The organism is Micromonospora sp. WMMC415 (assembly GCF_009707425.1).
Taxonomy (GTDB): domain Bacteria; phylum Actinomycetota; class Actinomycetes; order Mycobacteriales; family Micromonosporaceae; genus Micromonospora.
In genome coordinates, this window is sequence record NZ_CP046104.1 from 325,582 (window position 1) to 343,047 (window position 17,466).

At 73.8% G+C, this 17,466-nt stretch carries 21 protein-coding genes; 11 read left to right on the plus strand and 10 right to left on the minus strand.

Annotated features, from left to right (window positions below):
- Window positions 1-8: 8 nt before the first annotated feature.
- Window positions 9-1,052 (plus strand): sodium:calcium antiporter, encoded by a 1,044-nt coding sequence (locus tag GKC29_RS01560; RefSeq protein WP_155329115.1) that lies wholly within the window; start codon window positions 9-11, stop codon window positions 1,050-1,052.
- A gap of 58 nt (window positions 1,053-1,110) precedes the next feature.
- Here GKC29_RS01560 and GKC29_RS01565 read toward each other — a convergent pair whose 3' ends face one another.
- A complete protein-coding gene (locus tag GKC29_RS01565) occupies window positions 1,111-2,145 on the minus strand; it encodes a PHB depolymerase family esterase (RefSeq protein WP_155329116.1) in 1,035 nt (344 codons plus the stop codon).
- Window positions 2,146-2,385: 240 nt separating this feature from the next.
- Between GKC29_RS01565 and GKC29_RS01570 the strand changes: the two genes are divergently transcribed.
- The 5 genes from GKC29_RS01570 to GKC29_RS01590 all read left to right on the plus strand — a co-directional run bounded on the left by GKC29_RS01570 (window position 2,386) and on the right by GKC29_RS01590 (window position 6,822).
- Complete coding sequence (locus GKC29_RS01570) at window positions 2,386-2,814, plus strand: ATP-binding protein (RefSeq protein WP_155329117.1); 429 nt, start codon at window positions 2,386-2,388, stop codon at window positions 2,812-2,814.
- Between the two features lie 75 nt (window positions 2,815-2,889).
- Complete coding sequence (locus GKC29_RS01575; RefSeq protein WP_155329118.1) at window positions 2,890-3,702, plus strand: MEDS domain-containing protein; 813 nt, start codon at window positions 2,890-2,892, stop codon at window positions 3,700-3,702.
- Window positions 3,699-4,661 (plus strand): sensor histidine kinase, encoded by a 963-nt coding sequence (locus GKC29_RS01580; RefSeq protein WP_155329119.1) that lies wholly within the window; start codon window positions 3,699-3,701, stop codon window positions 4,659-4,661. Before GKC29_RS01575 ends, GKC29_RS01580 begins: the two co-directional genes overlap by 4 nt.
- A gap of 269 nt (window positions 4,662-4,930) precedes the next feature.
- A complete protein-coding gene (locus tag GKC29_RS01585; RefSeq protein ID WP_155329120.1) occupies window positions 4,931-6,157 on the plus strand; it encodes a DUF2786 domain-containing protein in 1,227 nt (408 codons plus the stop codon).
- A 29-nt stretch (window positions 6,158-6,186) separates the two neighbouring features.
- Window positions 6,187-6,822 (plus strand): dihydrofolate reductase family protein, encoded by a 636-nt coding sequence (locus tag GKC29_RS01590; protein WP_155329121.1) that lies wholly within the window; start codon window positions 6,187-6,189, stop codon window positions 6,820-6,822.
- A 167-nt stretch (window positions 6,823-6,989) separates the two neighbouring features.
- Here the strand turns inward: GKC29_RS01590 and GKC29_RS01595 are convergent, their stop codons facing one another.
- Entirely contained in the window at window positions 6,990-7,475 is a 486-nt protein-coding gene (locus GKC29_RS01595; RefSeq protein ID WP_155329122.1) for an ArsI/CadI family heavy metal resistance metalloenzyme, read from the minus strand.
- An 80-nt stretch (window positions 7,476-7,555) separates the two neighbouring features.
- Between GKC29_RS01595 and GKC29_RS01600 the strand changes: the two genes are divergently transcribed.
- Both GKC29_RS01600 and GKC29_RS01605 read left to right on the plus strand, forming a co-directional pair.
- Window positions 7,556-7,921 carry a metalloregulator ArsR/SmtB family transcription factor gene (locus GKC29_RS01600; protein ID WP_155329123.1) on the plus strand — a complete coding sequence of 122 codons (366 nt, stop codon included), beginning with the start codon at window positions 7,556-7,558 and terminating at the stop codon, window positions 7,919-7,921.
- Window positions 7,918-8,421, plus strand: coding sequence for a GNAT family N-acetyltransferase (locus GKC29_RS01605; protein WP_155329124.1), 504 nt, complete (start codon window positions 7,918-7,920; stop codon window positions 8,419-8,421). The genes GKC29_RS01600 and GKC29_RS01605 overlap by 4 nt, the downstream gene beginning before the upstream one ends.
- A 72-nt stretch (window positions 8,422-8,493) precedes the next feature.
- Here GKC29_RS01605 and GKC29_RS01610 read toward each other — a convergent pair whose 3' ends face one another.
- On the minus strand, window positions 8,494-8,742 hold the full coding sequence (locus GKC29_RS01610) for a flavin reductase (protein WP_155329125.1): 249 nt from the start codon (window positions 8,740-8,742) through the stop codon (window positions 8,494-8,496).
- A complete protein-coding gene (locus GKC29_RS01615; protein WP_155329126.1) occupies window positions 8,739-8,975 on the minus strand; it encodes a hypothetical protein in 237 nt (78 codons plus the stop codon). The genes GKC29_RS01610 and GKC29_RS01615 overlap by 4 nt, the downstream gene beginning before the upstream one ends.
- A 357-nt stretch (window positions 8,976-9,332) precedes the next feature.
- Here GKC29_RS01615 and GKC29_RS01620 point away from each other — a divergent pair, with 357 nt between their 5' ends.
- Both GKC29_RS01620 and GKC29_RS01625 read left to right on the plus strand, forming a co-directional pair.
- Window positions 9,333-10,400, plus strand: coding sequence for a helix-turn-helix domain-containing protein (locus GKC29_RS01620; protein WP_155329127.1), 1,068 nt, complete (start codon window positions 9,333-9,335; stop codon window positions 10,398-10,400).
- 34 nt (window positions 10,401-10,434) lie between these two features.
- Window positions 10,435-10,626, plus strand: a complete 192-nt coding sequence (locus GKC29_RS01625; RefSeq protein WP_155333932.1) for a DUF397 domain-containing protein — start codon at window positions 10,435-10,437, stop codon at window positions 10,624-10,626.
- 49 nt (window positions 10,627-10,675) lie between these two features.
- On the opposite strand, the gene GKC29_RS01630 is transcribed toward GKC29_RS01625, so the two are convergent.
- The 5 genes from GKC29_RS01630 to GKC29_RS01650 all read right to left on the minus strand — a co-directional run bounded on the left by GKC29_RS01630 (window position 10,676) and on the right by GKC29_RS01650 (window position 14,709).
- A complete protein-coding gene (locus GKC29_RS01630; protein ID WP_196255966.1) occupies window positions 10,676-10,819 on the minus strand; it encodes a hypothetical protein in 144 nt (47 codons plus the stop codon).
- Window positions 10,820-10,967: 148 nt separating this feature from the next.
- Entirely contained in the window at window positions 10,968-11,141 is a 174-nt protein-coding gene (locus GKC29_RS01635) for a CsbD family protein (protein WP_155329129.1), read from the minus strand.
- Between the two features lie 67 nt (window positions 11,142-11,208).
- Window positions 11,209-13,467 carry a cation-translocating P-type ATPase gene (locus tag GKC29_RS01640; RefSeq protein WP_155329130.1) on the minus strand — a complete coding sequence of 753 codons (2,259 nt, stop codon included), beginning with the start codon at window positions 13,465-13,467 and terminating at the stop codon, window positions 11,209-11,211.
- Between the two features lie 11 nt (window positions 13,468-13,478).
- Window positions 13,479-14,471: a hypothetical protein gene (locus tag GKC29_RS01645; protein ID WP_155329131.1), complete on the minus strand. Its 993-nt coding sequence runs from the start codon at window positions 14,469-14,471 to the stop codon at window positions 13,479-13,481.
- A gap of 28 nt (window positions 14,472-14,499) precedes the next feature.
- The gene (locus GKC29_RS01650; protein WP_155329132.1) at window positions 14,500-14,709 is read right to left on the minus strand and encodes a heavy-metal-associated domain-containing protein; all 210 of its coding nucleotides are present in this window, start codon (window positions 14,707-14,709) and stop codon (window positions 14,500-14,502) included.
- A gap of 93 nt (window positions 14,710-14,802) precedes the next feature.
- Here GKC29_RS01650 and GKC29_RS01655 point away from each other — a divergent pair, with 93 nt between their 5' ends.
- The gene (locus tag GKC29_RS01655) at window positions 14,803-15,105 is read left to right on the plus strand and encodes a metal-sensitive transcriptional regulator (RefSeq protein ID WP_155329133.1); all 303 of its coding nucleotides are present in this window, start codon (window positions 14,803-14,805) and stop codon (window positions 15,103-15,105) included.
- A 20-nt stretch (window positions 15,106-15,125) separates the two neighbouring features.
- Here the strand turns inward: GKC29_RS01655 and GKC29_RS01660 are convergent, their stop codons facing one another.
- Complete coding sequence (locus tag GKC29_RS01660; protein WP_230689136.1) at window positions 15,126-17,129, minus strand: heavy metal translocating P-type ATPase; 2,004 nt, start codon at window positions 17,127-17,129, stop codon at window positions 15,126-15,128.
- Between the last annotated feature and the right edge of the window lie 337 nt (window positions 17,130-17,466).

Consider the following 17,466-nt stretch of genomic DNA (forward strand, 5'->3'; position numbering starts at 1 on the left):
CCCGGCCGGTGCCGGGGCTTCTGACCAGTCTGCCCTGGCCACCGGGGCTCAGCATCGCGGTGTTCGGCGTCGCCGGCGCGCTCACGGTGGTCGGGAGCATCCGCCTGGTCACCCTGGGCGACACCCTCGCCGACCGGACCGGCTGGGGCGAGGCGTTCTTCGGCGCGGTCTTCTTCGGCCTGGCGACCTCGCTGTCCGGCATCGTGATGACCGCCGTGAGCGCCGTCGCCGAGCAACCGCAACTCGCGTACGGCAACTCCGTAGGCGGTATCGCGGCCCAGACCACCGCCGTCGCCGTGGCGGACGCCTTCCACCGCCGGGTCAACCTGGAGCACGCCGCGGCTTCGCTGTCGAACGTGCTGTTCGGTGCCCTGCTCATCGCGCTGCTCGCGCTGGCCCTGCTCGGGAGTTTCGCCCCGGACGTCACCGTCGGCGGCCTGCACCCGGCCTCCTTCGCCATGGCCGGCGCCTACCTCGGCGGGCTGCACCTGATCCGCCGTTCGGGAACGAATCCGCTGTGGGAGGCCGTGGCCACCACCGAGACGCTGCCGGACGTCCCGCACGATCACGGCCGCCTCGACCGGACCAGCGCGACCGGGCTCTGGGTCCGGTTCGCCGCGGTCGGCCTGCTGGTCTCGGTGGGCGGCTGGGCCATCGCACGGGCCGCCGAGAGCCTGGTCATGGTCACCGGTCTCAGCGCGGGCTTCGTCGGGGCGATCCTCATGGGCGCGGTGAACGCCCTGCCGGAGACGGTCACCGCCGTGGCGGCGGTCCGCCGGGGCGCGCCCACCCTGGCCATCGCCGCCGTCCTCGGCGGCAACAGCCTCGACGCCCTCAACCTGATCGTCGGCGACGCCTTCTACCGCGGCGGCTCGATCTACCACACCGCCGGGCCCGACGAGCTGTTCGTCACCGCCAGCGCCCTGTTCATGACGGCGGTCCTGCTCGGCGGCCTGCTCGTCCGGCAGGCCTGCGGCTGGGGGCGGCTCGGCTTCGAGGGCGTCCTGCTGCTGTCCGGCTACGCCGCCATGACGATCATCCTCGCGGTGTGACCGACGGGGTGGGCGGCACCGGGCGGCAGCGTCGCGCCCGGTGCCGCCCGGAGCCGGCTCAGCCGTCGAGGCGGCGGACCATGTTCATGATCGTCTCGATCTGCGCCCCGCCCTTGATCGGGTAGTTGGTGGCGCCGAGGTAACCCCACCAGTCCCAGCAGCCGTTCGGGTTGGCCGCCGACGTGGTCGCCTGCGGGTAGAGCACCACGAGCCGGTTGGTGTCCGCGTACTGGTTGAGGTTGGCCCGGTCCACGAAGGCGGTGCCGACCCGGCCGTAGCCCTGGAGGCAGCCGTGCAGCGCGACGAGCAGCCGGCACGACTGCCCGGCCGCGCAGGACGCCGGGACGTACACGAAACCGGAGCTGTCCATGCTCAGCCCGTTGGCCCAGCCGTTGACGGCGTACGTGTTCTGGCCGAACCGGACGAGCGTCCCGCCGAGCGGTCCCGTGTTGGGGGCCGCCACGCTGCCGAGCAGCTTGCGCAGGAAGGCCCCCTGCGGGTCGGTGCCGCAGTCGTTGAGGAACGGGGCGGCGGTGGCCGTGCAGCCGACGGTCCCGTACGGGGTCACCCAGGCGTGCCCGGCGGCGCTGCCCGAGTCGTACTGCACGCTGGCACCGAAGTGCTGGTAGTAGCGGACCAGGTCGTCGGTGACCGACCGCTTCACGGTGTTGTCGTTCCCGCCGTGGAAGACGTACACGGGCTGGCCGCCGAGGTTGCCGACCCCGTCGACCCAGCCGTACGACGCCCACGTGCGGGTGTAACTGGTGAGGCTGGGCAGGTTGGTGGGGTAGCGGTTGTCGCCGCAGCCGTACAGCGCCTGGGCGACGTTGTTCTGCGCGCAGTAGTAGGGCCCGGCGGCGAAGACGGCCGCGCCCCGGATCCGCGCCGAGTAGGCGACCTGGAGCTGGGTGGCCAGGTAGCCGCCGGAGGAGACGCCGGCGACGTGGACGGCGGAGATGTTGTACCGGCCGAGTGACCCCGACACGGGTGTCTTCGTGTACGGGTCCGCGGCGGCGGCGACGGGGGCGGGGGACGACAGCACCAGCAGCAGGACGGTGGCGAGGGTGGCGGCGAGTCTCAGCGGTCTCCTCATGACGGCTCTCCTGTCCGCGTACGCCGGCGGGACGGGTAACGGCGCGCCACGCCGGCCGGACGGTGCCGGGTGCCACACCGGCGGGACGGGTGCCGGCGTGCCGAGACCGTAGCGTGACATAGGCCACAGCAGATATCCTCGGCGCCGACACCCACGCGTCCGTCGCCATGTCGCCGGCAGCCATCCGTGCGCCCCGACACGGCGGGCGTGGCGGTGGCGAAGGCGGGGTACAACAGGGCCATGGGCCGCCTGAGCACCTCGCCACCACCCCCACGTGCCACCGAACTGCGGCGGTGGACGCTGTCCGACGCGACGGACCTGCGCGGGCTCCGCGCGTCCCTGCACGAGGAACTGACCGGCACCGTGCTCGCCGAGGGCGCCGCCCTGGACGAGGTGCCCGAGCTGATCGCGCTGATCGCGACGGAGCTCGCCACCAACGCGCTGCGCCACGGCATCCCGCCGACCATCGTTCGGCTGCTCGCCACCGACGACTGCCTCGTCCTCGACGTCGCCGACCACGACCTGAGCACCGTCCCGGAGCTCGCCGACACCCGGCCGGTCGGCTCCGGCGGGCGGGGCCTCCAGATCGCGCAGAAGCTCTCCCTGGACGTGGGCTGGTACGCGACCGACACCACGAAGAACATCTGGGCGACGTTCCCCCGGACGTGAGCAGGTCGGGCCGAGTGGCCGGTCACGGGACCCGGCATAGACTGATGCCATGAGGCAAGCAACGTGACGGACCCGATGCCACCGCATGGCCACCTCTGCTGGTCGTACGACGACCAGGAGGTCTTCGCCGACGAGGCGGAGCGCCACGTCGCGGCGGGCCTCGCCGGCGGCGAGCGGGTCTGGTTCGTCACGCCGACGCCGACCGGGCCGGTGGCGGAGCGGCTGGCCGGCCTGCCCGGCTTCGCCGAGGCGGTCGACCGGGGCGCCGCCGCCGTGGTGCCGCTCGGCGAGACCTACACCTCCGGTGCGGTCGTCGACCCGCCCACCCAGGTCGCGGCGTACGCCGCTGCCACCGAGGCGGCCCTGGCCGCCGGCTTCACCGGCCTGCGGGTCGTCGCGGAGGCGACCGACATGGTCCGCACCGCGAAGCAGCTCGACGCTTTCACCCGCTACGAGCACCAGATCGACCGCTGGATGCGCACCGGGCCGTTCGCCGCGATGTGCGCCTACGACCGGTCCGCGCTGGGCGACGCGACCGTCGCCGCGCTGGCCTGCATGCATCCCGAGAGCAACCAGACCGACCCGCTGTTCCACCTGTTCGCCACCGCTCCCGCCGACGGGCACGCGGCCCTCACCGGTGAGCTCGATCCGTCGAACCACGAGCTGTTCCGCGACGCACTGGAGTGGGCCGACCTGCGCCCGACCGACGGGCGGCTGGTGCTCCAGGCCACCGGGCTGCGCTTCCTCGACCACCGCACGCTCATCGCCCTCCAGGCGTACGCGCGACGTCGGGACGCCACCGTGGTCCTGCGGACGTCCCGCCCGACCCCGGCCCGGCTGGCCGACCTGCTCGGGCTGACCGGCATCCACGTGGAGATGGTGCGATGAGAACGGGGGCGGCGGCCGGGCACCCGGGCTACTACCACGAGGCGATCCGCTACGACACCGACGACGAGCTGCTGGCGGTCGTGGTGCCGTTCCTGCTCGGCGGTGTCGAGGCGGGCGAGCCGACGTTCGTGGCGCTGGGCGAGCGCAACGCCAAGCTGGTGCGGACGGCACTGCCCACCGGAGCGGCCGTGGACTATCTACCGGGCGGCGACATGTACGCGCGACCCGCCGCCGCCATCCGGTCCTACCGGCAGCTCCTCGCCGAGCAGGTGGCCGGGGGCGCGAAGCAGATCCGGATCATCGGCGAGGTCCCCGAGGTGGCGCTCGGCGCCATGTGGGACTGGTGGGCCCGCTACGAGTCGGCCATCAACCACGCGTACGACGACTTCCCGCTCTGGAGCATGTGCGCGTACGACACCCGGATCGTCCCGCCCGCGGTGCTGGCGGACGTGGCCCGGACCCATCCCCGGTTCGCCACCCCGGACGGCGGGCACGTGCCCAGCCCGACCTGGACCCCGCCGGAGGTCTTCCTTCGCGAGGACCTGCCCGTCACGCCGGACCCGATCCAGGCGACCCCGCCGATCGTCGACCTGCGCGACCCCACGGCGGCGGACGCCCGCGCCGCCGTCCACTGGGCCGACCAGGGCCGGCTGCCGGTCGACGACCTCGAGGACCTGGTGGTCGCGGTCAGCGAGACCGTCACCAACGCGCTGCGCCACGGCCGGGCACCGGTCCGGATGCGCCTGTGGGCCGCTCCCGACCGCATCGTCGTCACGGTCAGCGACACCGGCACCGGCCCGGCCAACCCGTACGTCGGGCTGCTGCCGACTGCGAACGGCAACCCGGGCGGGCTGGGCCTGTGGATCACGTACCAGTCGTGCAACCACGTCAGCCGGCACGACGGCCCGGACGGCTTCACCCTCCGGCTGACCGCCGGCGCCCCGTACACCGCGCGCTGACCGTCGCGCCGCGCGTTGATCCGTCGCGCCGCGGGCACGCGACGGCGCGGTGGCTTCCCGCAGGCCACGGCGCCGGGTCGGATCGCGCCTCCCGGTGAGCGCCGGCGGAGCCGCGCGGCGAGAGGGCCGCACATGCCGTGCCCCGGGGCTCCTGCACGAGGGCGGACGTGGCGGCTGTCACGAGCGACCGGGCCGCACGGACGACCGGAGGTACGGTCGGCTGGCGGCCGGCCTCGTCGGGCGCCCGACCTGTCGAGGGGGAAGCGGCCGTGCCGGACGCCGAGGAGCTGGTCAGCGATGCGCTGGCGGCGGTGCGCGGCACCGACGTACGCCTCGCGGAGCGGCAGCTGGACCGGCTGATGATCGGCGGCGCGGACGGCGGGCGAGCAGTGGACGCCGCCCTCTTCCGGCGGCTGGTGCGGACCGTCGGGCGTCTCGTGCCGCGTGGCTGGCAGCCGGTCGACCTGGCCCGGATCGCGACCCGCCGGCTGGGCCCGCGCGACGCCGGACTGGTGGTGGACGCGCTCGCCGCGCACCGCCGGGACCTGGCCGATCCGGTGCCCGACTGGTGGGAGGCGCAGCTTCGCGAGCTGGCCGCGACGGTGTGGTGGGACGCGGACGACCGCCACCTCGCCGGCTGGTCGGCCCGCACCGGCTCGGACCGCTTCACGGCCCTGCGCGCGGCCGTCGACGCGCTGGCGCTGGTCGAGGGGTTGCCGCCGATCGCGGTGCTCCGGCCGCCGCCGGGCGCGCCGGCGGCGGCCACGACCCGTCCGGCGCCCGGTGGTTCCCGGATGCTCGACCGGGTCCGGGCCCTACTGGCCAAGGCCGAGTCGACCACCTTCCCGGCGGAGGCGGAGGCCCTGACGGCGAAGGCGCAGGAGCTGATGGCCCGGCACAGCATCGAGGCGGCCCTGCTGGCCGCGCCGGACCCGGCCGACCTGCCCACCGGGGTGCGCCTCGGCACCGATTCCCCGTACGCGGGGGCGAAGGCGTTGCTGGTGCAGGAGGTCGCGGCGGCCAACCGGTGCGAGGCCGTGTGGTCGGACGACCTGGGGTTCAGCACGGTGCTCGGATGGCCGACCGATCTGGAGGCGGTGGAGCTGCTCTACACGTCGCTGCTCGTGCAGGCCACCGCGGCCATGCTGCGGGGGCGGGGCGAGCGGCGGCAGTCGGGCGGCCGGCGGACCCGTGGCTACGACGAGTCGTTCCTCAACGCGTTCGCCCTGCGTATCGGCGAGCGCCTGCGGGCGGCGACCGGGGCGGCCACCGAGGAGGCCGGCCCGGACCGGCTGCTGCCGGTGCTCGCCGCACGCAACGAGGCGGTGCGGCAGCACCTCGACGCCCTGTTCCCGGGCGTCACCCGGGCCCGGCTCACCGTCCGCGACGCCGAGGGCTGGACGTCGGGCACCGCCGCCGCCGACCGGGCGTCGCTGGGCGCCACGCCGGGCCGCCCGGCCCGGCCGGTCCGCGGCGGCCGGCGCCGCGACCGATGAGTTCGGTACGCCCCGGACGTCCAATCCGCATGAGTACGGTGACGTGTCAGATCTCGATCTCCCTGGACGGGTACGTGGCGGCGCCCGACCAGAGCCTCCAGGATCCGCTGGGCCGGGGCGGCCTGCGCCTGCACGAGTGGCTCTTCGCCGCCGGCCGGTGGCGGGAGCAGCACGGGCAGGCCGGGGGCGAGTTCGGTGTGGATTCCCAGGTCGTCGACGAGATGACCCGGAACGTCGGCGCGTGCGTGATGGGCCGGCGCATGTTCGGCGGCGGCGACGGCCCGTGGGACATGACGTGGCGGGGCTGGTGGGGCGAGGAGCCCCCGTTCGGCGTGCCGGTCTTCGTGTTGACCCACCATCCCCGTCCGTCGCAGCCGATGGCCGGCGGCGCCGATTTCCACTTCGTGACCGACGGGATCCACTCGGCGCTGGAGCAGGCCCGGAAGGTGGCCGGTGACCGGGAGGTCGCGATCGCGGGCGGCGCGAGCACCGTCCGGCAGTACCTGGCGGCGGGTCTCGTCGACACTCTCCAACTGCACGTGGTGCCGATCGTGCTGGGCGCGGGCGAACCCCTCTTCGACGGCCTCGCCGACCTGCGCCTGAAGCAGACCCGGGTGGTCGCCGGCCCCACCGTCGCGCACGTGACGTACCGCGTCCTGCCCTGACTGCCCCCGGCCCGGCGCGGCGCGCGACACGGGGGCGCGCGCCGCGCCGGGCCCTGCCCCGGCGCGGCCGAGCCGCGCCGGGGAACTGCCCCCGCGATCTTGCACTTTGTGCCCTCGCTTTGCCCTGGATGCGAAGAATGTCGGGGCAGTAAGTGCAAGATCGACGGTCAGCAGCAGGACGCGCGGGTGCCGGTGGTGGCCGGGGTCGGATCGGCGGTCGTGGTGGTGGCGGTGGTCGTGGTGGACGGGGTGCAGCAGGTGCTGTCGGTGGGCTTCTCCAGCTGGGGGGAGTCGGCCTTGACGGTGTAGACCTCCCAGGGCTCCTGCCCGGGGCCGCGCACCCAGACCTTGTCCTGGAGGGCGTAACAGCACTCGGTGTCGCTCTCCTCCAGGGTGATCAGGCCGGCGTCGGTGAGGCGCCGGGTGGCGGCGCCGACCTCGTCGGTGCTGAACACCTCGACGCCGAGGTGGTCCAGGACGGTGGGCCGGTCGGGCTCGCCTTCGAGCAGGACGAGCTTCAGGGGTGGGTTCTCGATCGCGAAGTTGGCGTAACCGGGGCGGCGCTTGGCCGGCTCGACGCCGAACAGCTTGGCGTAGAAGGCGACGGAGCCTTCCAGGTCGGAGACGCGTAGGGCGAGCTGGACACGGGACATGAGGTTCTCCTTGTCTAGATGCTTATCGAAGCAACGCACCCACTGTTGCACCCTGTTTTGACATCTGTCAACCTAGAGGCATGTCGAAACAGTCGCTGGACCTTCACGCGGTGGCCTGCTGCCCTCCGCTGGCGGTGCGCCCGTTGGACGCCGAGCAGGCGTCGGTGGTCGCGCCGATGTTCAAGGCCCTCGGCGATCCGGTCCGGCTGCGGCTGATGTCGATGATCGCCTCGGTGCCGGAGATGTGCGTGTGCGACCTGACCCCGGCGTTCGACCTGTCCGGGCCGACCATCTCCCACCACCTGAAGGTGCTGCGGGAGGCCGGCCTGGTCGACTCCGAGCGTCGCGGCACGTGGGTGTGGTACAGGGTCCGTCCGGAGGCGTTCCGCCAGCTCGGCGCACTGCTGGAACTGCCCGCGGCCGCCGGGGCCACGGAGACCCGATGAGCCCGGCCGGCATCACGATCACCGCCATGGGCGACCAGCACGCCGACGCGGTCCTGGACATCTACCGGCTCGGCATCGCCTCCGGTGACGCCACCTTCGAGACCGAACCGCCCACCTGGTCCGCCTTCACCGCGACCCGCCTGCCCGACCACCGGTGGGTCGCCGTCGACGCGGCCGGTCGCGTCCTCGGCTGGGTCGCCTGCACGGCCGTGTCCGACCGGTGCGTCTACGCCGGGGTCGTCGAGCACTCCGTCTACGTCCACCCGGACGCTCGCGGCCGAGGCGTCGGCCGCGCCCTGCTGACCAGCCTCATCGCCGCCACCGAGCGGGCCGGGATCTGGACCATCCAGTCAGGCGTCTTCCCCGAGAACACCGCCAGCCTCGCCCTCCACGCCGCCTGCGGCTTCCGTACCGTCGGCACCCGGGAACGGGTCGGCCGCCACCACGGGGTCTGGCGCGACGTCACCCTCATCGAACGCCGCAGCCCGGTCGTCACCTGAGGCCGCGCCCAGATCTTGGAAGGAAACGCCCCCGGAGGGGCCGAAATCCTCCAAGATCGGTGCGACGCCCCGCTACCGGGCGCGGGCCCACGTGGTGAAGCGGTCGGCCAGGTCGGCTGGCGGCGTACCGGGATCGAGCCCCGTGAGGTGTTCGACGGCCTCGGCCTGCAGCGTCGCCAGGTAGACCAGCAGGGCGGCGCGGTCGTTGCGGTACTCGCCCAGCAGGCGCAGCTTCGCCGGCGAGCACGGCCAGGCGATCCCGCACGCCGCGCAGCGCCAGGTCGGCCGCGAGGGACGGTGGTCGACGGGACGCCGGCTCACCGGCCCCGCACCCCGTCCACCTCGCGGACCCGGTCGACGCGGACGAGGGCGTACCGCTCGCGGACGGCGACCGAACCGTCGGGGCGAACCTCCCGGCCCCTCAGTTCGGCCCAGACCACCCCGTCGATCTCACTGCGGCCGATCACCTCGGAGATGTGCAGGGTCAGCGGACCGGTGCCGAACTTGTAGCCGTCCTCGGGGACACGGATGGTGTGGCCGACGACGAGACTCACCAGCGGCCTCCGTTCGCACGCCACTGCTGCGCCGGGGTGAGGTTTCCGGGGCGGCCCGGCTGGACTGCGGGTAGTGGCCGGGTGGGCGCGAACAGCGCCGCCGGCAGGTTGGCCCCGCGGATGCGCCGGGGAAGCGGCGGCACAGGCTCGCATCGCCAAGATCTGAGTCGCAAGGGGTGGACCTCCTTCGTGTCATGGATGGGGCCGCCTCGCCTTCATGTCGAGGCGGCCCCGTGACCAGCGCAGCCGCCGGGTTCCGGTCACCTCCACCGGCCGCACCGTGCCTTTCAGAGTGCGATCGTGGGACTACGCTCGGAAGGAGGTCGATGCTTTCAGCGGCTTTCAGCAGGAGGACCGGTGGATCATCTCGGCGCACAACTGCGGCAGGCTCGTACCGAGGCCGGCGTCACGCTCGCCTCGGTCGCTGCGCGGACGTGCTACTCGGCATCGCACCTGAGCAACGTCGAGGCTGGACGGCGAGCGGCGACCCCTGACATCGTGCTCGCCTACGCGCGGGCGCTCGGGGAGGGCGACGTGAACCGACGGCAAGTGCTCGGCCTGGCGGCGGGTGTCGTCGGCCCGGTCGTGGCCGGTGAACTCATCCGGGCCGGTTTCAGCGCCGCGCTTCAAGGCCGTGCCGCTGAGGAGGACTGGCGCGAGCGGGTCGACCAGTACGGGCGCGACTACATGGCGGTCGGAGCAGCGGTACTTCAGACGCGCCTCGCAGGCGACCTGGTGATCCTGCAACAGCACCTCGACACGCCGCCCATGTGGTCGCACGCGGCAAGGGCGCTGGTCACCTACGGGAAGACCACCCCGGACCCGGTCGAGGCGATCCGGTGGTACGACTTGGCGACCACTGCCGCCGACCGTTCCGAGGACCTGACCGTCCGGGTGTGGGTACGGGGCCGCGCCGCGATCGCCCTCGCCTACGAGGGGGCGGCGCTTCCGACGGCGCGACGATATGCGGACCAGGCGATTGCGCTGTCCGACCAGCCGTCACCCGGTCGCGTCCAGGCACTCATGGCAAGGGCACACGTCGCGGCGGGACGTGGCGACAAGGCGGGGGCGGTCGCCCTCGACACCGAGGCGCGCCGGGTCTTCGATCACGTTGCCTCACCCGACAGCGAGGTCTCCGACACCGCCGTCCCGCCGTGGCGGATGGCGACCTTCCGCAGCATGCTGTACGCCCGACTCGGGATGCCCGGCCCCGGCACCGAAGCGCAGGAGGAGGCCGACCGAACCCGGCCCGAGGGTCTACCGCGCTTCGCGACGCACATCGAACTGCACCGGGGGCTCACCATGGCGAAGGCCGGCGACAAGGCGGGCGGTGTCGCGTACGCGCGACGGGCGTGGGATGCCCTCGCGGCCGAGCGGCGCTCACAGAGCCTCGCTCTGATGCTCCGCGAGGTCGAGCGAGCATGACGGGGCGATGTCAACGAAGGGACGTGGCGGAATCATGGACCTGAACGGCGCGCGGTGGCGCAAGAGCAGCCGCAGCAGCGGCAACGGCGGCAACTGCGTCGAGGTCGCCGACAACCTCCCCGGCGTGGTCGCCGTACGCGACTCGAAGGACCCGGCCGGGCCGGCGCTGACCTTCGCTTCCAGCGCCTGGCGGGCGTTCGTCGCCCAGGTCGCCGAGCGGGGCTGAGGAAACGCCCCCGAGGGGCAGAAATCCAAGGTCTCCAAACGCCGGCCCGTCAGGGGGTGGCGCTGGCCGGGGCGGAAGGCGGCGGTGGCGGGGCTCCGGCCTCGCCCCGGCGCTCGTCGTGCGCCCCGAGGACCAGCACGGCCAGGGCCGCGATGGCGGCGGCACGCCGCGCGAGCACGACGGTCCGGGACATCGGCTCACCCCCGTTCTGCACCACGACGTCCCCTGTGGACGCCGATGACGCCGCGAACGGCGTCGTCCTGGCAACGAGTGGACTCGTCGGCGGGACACGTCACCGCCGGGGCGGCGGGGCCGGCCCGGCGGTGACGCGTACACCGTGATCAGCTCTTGAAGACGTCCTTGATCTTCTCGCCGGCCTGCTTGAGGCTGGCGCTGGCCTGGTCGTTCCGGCCCTCGGCCTCGAGCCGCTCGTTGTCGGTGGCGCGCCCGGCGCCCTCCTTGAGCTTGCCCGCGGCGTTCTCGGCGGTGTTGTTGACCTTGTCTTCGATACCCATGTCAACCTCCAGGGATCCGGGGGTGCCGCTTGCCTCCCGATGTACCCCGGGAAACCGCCGCCAACCGTCACCCGACCGGGCGGAAACCCCGGAGTCGGAGGCTGTTGGCCACCACGAAGACCGACGAGAACGCCATCGCGGCACCGGCGATCATCGGGTTGAGCAGCCCGGCCGCGGCCAGCGGGAGCGCCGCGACGTTGTAGGCGAAGGCCCAGAACAGGTTGCCCTTGATGATCGCGAGGGTGCGCCGGGAGAGCCGGATCGCGTCCACGGCGGCGGTCAGGTCACCCCGTACCAGGGTCAGGTCGGAGGCCTCGATCGCCACGTCGGTCCCGGTGCCCATGGCCAGTCCCAGGTCGGCCTGGGCGAGCGCGGCGGCGTCGTTGATCCCGTCGCCGACCATCGCCACGACCCGGCCCTCACCCTGGAGCCGCCGGACCACGTCCACCTTCTCCGCGGGCAGCACCTCGGCGATCACCTCGGCGATCCCGACCTCGGTCGCGACCGCCCGGGCGACGGTCTCGTTGTCGCCCGTCAGCAGCACCGGGCTGAGTCCGAGGTCGCGGAGCCGCGCGACGGCGCTCGCGCTGGTCGGTTTGGCCACGTCGGCCACCGCCAGCACGCCGCGGGCCCGCCCGTCCCAGCCGACCAGGACCGCCGTCCGCCCGGCAGCCTCCGCGGTGGTCACCGCCGCCGAGACCTCCCCGGTTACGTCCACACCCCGCTCCCGCAGCAGCCGGGGCCGGCCGACCAGCACCTCGCGGCCCTCCACGGAGCCGCTCACGCCCAGCCCTTCGAGGTTGGCGAAGCCGGTCACCGGTGACAGCCCGCCGGCCTCGGCCGCGCCCGCGGCGACGGCCCGGGCGATCGGGTGCTCGGAGGCGGCTTCGAGGGCGCCGGCGATCCGGAGCACCTCCGCCCGGTCCTCGCCGGTCGCCGGGAGCACGTCGACCAGGGCCATCCGGCCGGTGGTGACGGTGCCGGTCTTGTCCAGCACCACCGTGTCGACCCGCCGGGTGGACTCCAGCACCTCCGGCCCCTTGATCAGGATGCCGAGCTGGGCGCCCCGGCCGGTGCCGACCAGCAGGGCGGTCGGCGTGGCCAGGCCGAGGGCGCACGGGCAGGCGATGATGAGCACCGCCACGGCAGCGGTGAACGCGGCCGTCGGACCCGCCCCGCTGCCCAGCCACCAGCCCAGCGTGCCGGCGGCGAGGGCGATCACGATCGGGACGAAGACGCCGGAGATCCGGTCGGCGAGCCGCTGCACGGCCGCCTTGCCGGTCTGCGCGGCCTCGACCAGGCGCGCCATCTGGGCGAGCTGCGTGTCGCCGCCGACCCGGGTGGCCCGGACGACCAGCCGCCCACCGGCGTTGACGGTCGCGCCGACCACGGTGTCGCCGGGGGCCACCTCGACCGGAACGGACTCCCCGGTCAGCATGCTCGCGTCGACCGCCGAGGTGCCCTCGTCGACGACGCCGTCGGTGGCGACCTTCTCGCCGGGACGGACGACGAACCGGTCCCCCACCGCGAGCTGGTCGACCGGGATGCGGGTCTCGACGCCGTCGCGCAGCACCGCCACGTCCTTGGCGCCCAGCTCGAGCAGGGCCCGCAGGGCCGCCCCGGCGGTGCGCTTGGACCGTGCCTCGAAGTACCGGCCGGCGAGGATGAACGTGGTGACGCCGGCCGCCGCCTCCAGGTAGATGTTGCCCGCACCGTCGCCGCGCACGATGTCGAAGCTGAACGGGTGGGTCATCCCCGGCGTGCCGGCGGTGCCGAGGAACAGCGCCCACACCGACCAGCCGAACGCGGCGAGGGTGCCCAGCGACACCAGCGTGTCCATGGTCGCCGCGCCGTGCCGCAGATTGACCCAGGCGGCCCGGTGGAACGGCAGGCCGCCCCAGACCACCACCGGGGCGGCCAGGGTCAGCGACAGCCACTGCCAGTACGTGAACTGCCACGCCGGCACCATCGCCAGCACGATCACCGGCACGGTCAGCACGATCGACGCCCACAGCCGCGTACGCAGACCGCGTAGCTCGTCCACCGGCTCGGCGGCCGGCTCACCACCGGCCTGGACCGGCGGGGGCGGCACGACGGCCGTGTAGCCGGTCTTCTCGACCGTGGCGATCAGGTCGCCCGGGGTCACGTCGTCGGCGTACGCGACGGTGGCCTTCTCGGTGGCGTAGTTGACGGTGGCGGTGACGCCCGGCATCCGGTTGAGCTTCTTCTCGATGCGGGCGGCGCAGGAGGCGCAGGTCATCCCGCCGATCGCCAGCTCGATCCGGTGCGGCGCCATCGGCAGGGGCTGCTTGCTCGTGGTGGTCATCACGCCTCCCGTCAGTCGTGCCCGTGACCGGGCGTGCCGTGGTCGGCGGCGCCGGTCGGGGCGGGAGCGCTCGTGCCGGTCGGCGTCGGCGCTGCCGGGACGGCGGTGGCCGTCCCGCCGGCCGCCCCGGCGACGATGGTGAACTCGGCGGTGCGGACCACACCGCCGTGCTGGAAGTCCAGGAAGAGCCGGTAGGTGCCGGCGGAGGGCACCTCGGCGAAGAAGGTCACGTCGGGGCCGGGCCTGGTCCGCCCGTCACCCGGCGCGCCGTCCGGGTGGACGTGCAGGTACGCGAGGTCGCCCTGGCGCAGCGCGACCAGGTGCCCGTACGCGCCCAGGTAGGGCTCCAGGTCGGTGACCGGTACGCCGTCCCGGCTCACCGTCAGGGTCAGCTCGCTGGTCCGGCCCGGCTGCGGCGTTCCGGCCAGGGTGACCGTGTAGCCGTCGACGGTGGTGCTGGTCGCCGGCGCCGGCAGCGGCCGGTCGGTCAGCATGCCGGGGACGGTCACGTCCACGCCGAGGGTCAGCGACTCCCCGCCGCCCGGTGTGAAGTCGGCGAAGACCCGCCACACTCCCGGCCCGGCCAGCGGTGAGTCGACCCGCCAGGTGCCGTCCGGGGACATCTCGGGGTGCACGTGCCGGAACCCGCTAAGGTCACGGCGCGCGACGATCAGGTGCATCCGCTTGTCGTGCGCCACCTCGTACGCGGTCACCGGCGTGCCGAGCGGCCCGGTGATCTGGAAGGCGAACTGGCCGGCGGGTGCCGCGACCGGCCGGAGGGTGTGGCCTCGCTCGGACACCAGCAGGCCGCCGGGCAGGTGGGCCGCCTCGTCGGCGTGCCCCGTTCCGTCGCCGTGCGAGGTCTCGCCGGCGTGCCCGGTGTCGTCGTGGCGGGTCTCGGCGGTCGGGGCGACGGGGCCGGTCACCTGACCGACCCCGTACGCCGCGCCGAACACCGCCGCGAGCCCGAGCGCGAAACCGCTCAGCTTCGTCGCCGTGTTCATGGGGTGCCTCGGTCTCCCCGTGTCGCCGTCAGGCGCCGACGAGGTCGTAGCCGGCCTCGTCGACGGCGGCGCGCACGGTCTCGATGTCCAACGGGCTCTCACTGGTGACGGTGACCTGGCCGGTGGCCAGATCCACCTGGACGTCGCCGACGCCCTTGATCGCGCTGACCTCGGCGCTGACCGAGCTCACGCAGTGCCCGCAGGTCATGCCCTGCACCTGGTACGTGGTGGTGACCATGGAACCTCTCCTTCTCCGTCACCAACGATACCCCCAGGGGGTAACTGCCGAGGACACTAACATACCCCCCAGGGGTACGCTATCCTTGCCGGCATGACCACACCCACGCCCGCCCCGATCCGGGGCTACACCGCCACGAAGGACCAGCTGCTCGCGCGGCTGCGCCGCGTCGAGGGTCAGGTCCGGGGCATCGAGAAGATGGTCGACGAGGACCGGTACTGCATCGACGTCCTCACCCAGATCTCCGCGATCCAGGCCGCCCTGGACAAGGTCGCCCTCGGCCTGCTCGACGGGCACGCGCGGCACTGCATGCACGAGGGGGCCGCCGAGGGCCGGGCCGACGAGATGGCCAGCGAGATGATGGCCGCCGTCGGCCGGCTGATGAAGCGCGGCTGACGCCGAAGGGGCGGCGCGCGTTAAGAAGGGCCCCTTTCACCACGCGAGGCGTTAACAGGGGGCCCTTCCTTGCTGTCCAGCCGCACGCGGCGCAGCAACTGGGCGTTGAGCGCCACCACGATCGTCGAGGCGGACATCAGCACCGCGGCCAGGGCCGGGCTCAACGCCAGGCCGGCCCACGCGAACACGCCGGCCGCCAGCGGCAGGGCCACCACGTTGTAGCCGGCCGCCCAGCCCAGGTTCTGCCGCATCTTCCGGTACGAGGCCCGGGAGAGCCGGACCACCGCGCTCACGCCGCGCGGGTCGGACGAGGCGAGCACCACACCTGCGGACTCGATCGCCACGTCCGTACCGGCACCGATCGCGATGCCGACGTCCGCCCGGGCCAGGGCGGGCGCGTCGTTCACGCCGTCACCGACCATGGCCACGGTCAGGCCCCGCCGTTGCAGCTCGGTGACCTTGCCGTCCTTCTCCGCGGGCAGCACCTCGGCGAACACCTCGTCCACTCCCGGGCGGAACCCGAGGTCGGCGGCGACCGCCTCGGCGACCGGCCGGGCGTCCCCGGTGATCATGGCGATGGTGTGGACGCCCTCCGCCCGCAGCTCCGCGATGGCCTGGCGCGCCTCGGGGCGTACCTCGTCGGTCAGCGCCAGCGCACCGAGCACGGTGTCCGGCAGGCGTACCAGGTGCAGCACGGCGGCACCCCGGTCCGACCACTGGTCGCTCGCCGCCGCGAGCGCGCCCGGGAGCCGTACGTCGAGTTCGCGCAGCAGGGCGGGGCCGCCCACCGCGTACTCCCGGCCCTCGACCGTGGCCCGCACCCCGCGGCCCGGCAGCGACCGGAAGCCGCTCGCGGCGGCGGGCCCGCCCTGGCGGCCGGCGGCGACGACGATCGCCCGGGCCAGCGGGTGCTCGCTGTCGGATTCGACACCGGCGGCGATCCGCAGCACCTCGCCCTCGTCGACGTCCGGCGCGGCGGCCACGTCGCTGACGACGTGCTCGCCACGCGTCAGCGTGCCGGTCTTGTCGAACAGCACCGCGTCCACCGTCCGCATCCGCTCCAGCGCCAGCCGGTTCTTCACCAGGATCCCGCGGCGGGCCGCGAGCGCGGTGGACAGGGCGATCACCAGCGGGATGGCCAGGCCCAGCGCGTGCGGACACGCGATGACCAGGACGGTGACCGTCCGGACCACCGCCTGGTCGGCGTCGCCGAGTGCGCTCCAGGCCGCCACGGTCACCACGGCGGTGACGGTGGCGACGTAGAACAGCCCGGCGGCGAAGCGGTCCGCCAGGACCTGGGCCCGCCCGCTGGACTGCTGGGCCTGCGCCACCATCCGCTGGATGCCCGCGAGCGTGGTCTCCTCGCCGATCGCCTCCACCTCGACGCGGATGGCGGAGTCGGTGGCGACGGTGCCGGCCACCACCCGGTCCCCCACCGACCGGGTGACCGGCCGGGACTCCCCGGTGATCATCGACTCGTCCAGTTCGGCGGCCCCGTCGGTGATCCGCCCGTCCGCCGGCACCCGCCCGCCCGGCCGCACCAGCACCACCTCTCCGACCCGCAGCTCGCTCACCGGCACCCGGGTGACGCTCCCGTCGGGGCCCACCCGCTCGGTGTCGTCCGGCAGCAGCGCGGCCAGCGCGGTGAGCGCGCCGCGCGCCTGCCCGATCGCCTTCATCTCCTGCCAGTGACCCAGCAGCATGACGGTGACCAGGGCGGCCAGCTCCCACCAGAAGTCCAGGTCGAAGACGCCGAGGCTGGTGGCGAGGGAGGCGGCGTACGCGACCGTGATCGCCATGGCGACGAGCAGCATCATGCCCGGCGCGCGGTCGCGGACCTCCCGGACGGCGCCGACCAGGAACGGCCAGCCGCCCCACCAGAACACCACCGACCCGAGCACCGGCCCGACCAGCGACCGGCCCGGGAACTCCAACTGATAGCCGAACCACTCCATGACCATCTGACTGGCCACCACCACCGGCAGCGTGAGCACCAGGCAGACCCAGAACCGGCGGCGGAACATCTCCGGGTCGTGCCCCGCGTGCTTGTCGTGCCCGCCGTGCTTGTCGTGCCCGCCGTGCGGGTGCCCACCGCGGGCGCCGCCGCCCGGCGGGTGCTCGCCGTGCGGTTGGTCGCCCGAGGCGGGGTCGCCGTGCGGGCGGTCCCCGCCGGGCTTCCCGTGCCGAACCATGCCCCCAACATGCCTTCCCGCGCCCGCCCGCGGGCCCCAACCCTCAGGTCCGACCGCCGACACCACGGCACACGACCTGCGTCGAAGGAGCGCGCTGGCTACCATTCGGCCGATGGCCCTACGGATTCCGCACCACCCGGCCCGCGTCCGCGCCGGGGCTCCGACGCCG

What these genes read in the sequence shown, in the direction of transcription:
- GKC29_RS01655 (WP_155329133.1), top strand. Translation starts at nt 14,803, where the DNA reads ATGACCACACCCACGCCCGCCCCGATCCGGGGCTACACCGCCACGAAG.
- GKC29_RS01575 (WP_155329118.1), top strand. Translation starts at nt 2,890, where the DNA reads ATGCCACCGCATGGCCACCTCTGCTGGTCGTACGACGACCAGGAGGTC.
- GKC29_RS01595 (WP_155329122.1), bottom strand. Translation starts at nt 7,475, where the DNA reads ATGTCCCGTGTCCAGCTCGCCCTACGCGTCTCCGACCTGGAAGGCTCC.
- GKC29_RS01640 (WP_155329130.1), bottom strand. Translation starts at nt 13,467, where the DNA reads ATGACCACCACGAGCAAGCAGCCCCTGCCGATGGCGCCGCACCGGATC.
- GKC29_RS01605 (WP_155329124.1), top strand. Translation starts at nt 7,918, where the DNA reads ATGAGCCCGGCCGGCATCACGATCACCGCCATGGGCGACCAGCACGCC.
- GKC29_RS01630 (WP_196255966.1), bottom strand. Translation starts at nt 10,819, where the DNA reads ATGTCCCGGACCGTCGTGCTCGCGCGGCGTGCCGCCGCCATCGCGGCC.
- GKC29_RS01565 (WP_155329116.1), bottom strand. Translation starts at nt 2,145, where the DNA reads ATGAGGAGACCGCTGAGACTCGCCGCCACCCTCGCCACCGTCCTGCTG.
- GKC29_RS01650 (WP_155329132.1), bottom strand. Translation starts at nt 14,709, where the DNA reads ATGGTCACCACCACGTACCAGGTGCAGGGCATGACCTGCGGGCACTGC.
- GKC29_RS01580 (WP_155329119.1), top strand. Translation starts at nt 3,699, where the DNA reads ATGAGAACGGGGGCGGCGGCCGGGCACCCGGGCTACTACCACGAGGCG.
- GKC29_RS01645 (WP_155329131.1), bottom strand. Translation starts at nt 14,471, where the DNA reads ATGAACACGGCGACGAAGCTGAGCGGTTTCGCGCTCGGGCTCGCGGCG.
- GKC29_RS01600 (WP_155329123.1), top strand. Translation starts at nt 7,556, where the DNA reads ATGTCGAAACAGTCGCTGGACCTTCACGCGGTGGCCTGCTGCCCTCCG.
- GKC29_RS01570 (WP_155329117.1), top strand. Translation starts at nt 2,386, where the DNA reads ATGGGCCGCCTGAGCACCTCGCCACCACCCCCACGTGCCACCGAACTG.
- GKC29_RS01660 (WP_230689136.1), bottom strand. Translation starts at nt 17,129, where the DNA reads ATGTTCCGCCGCCGGTTCTGGGTCTGCCTGGTGCTCACGCTGCCGGTG.
- GKC29_RS01625 (WP_155333932.1), top strand. Translation starts at nt 10,435, where the DNA reads ATGGACCTGAACGGCGCGCGGTGGCGCAAGAGCAGCCGCAGCAGCGGC.
- GKC29_RS01635 (WP_155329129.1), bottom strand. Translation starts at nt 11,141, where the DNA reads ATGGGTATCGAAGACAAGGTCAACAACACCGCCGAGAACGCCGCGGGC.
- GKC29_RS01590 (WP_155329121.1), top strand. Translation starts at nt 6,187, where the DNA reads ATGAGTACGGTGACGTGTCAGATCTCGATCTCCCTGGACGGGTACGTG.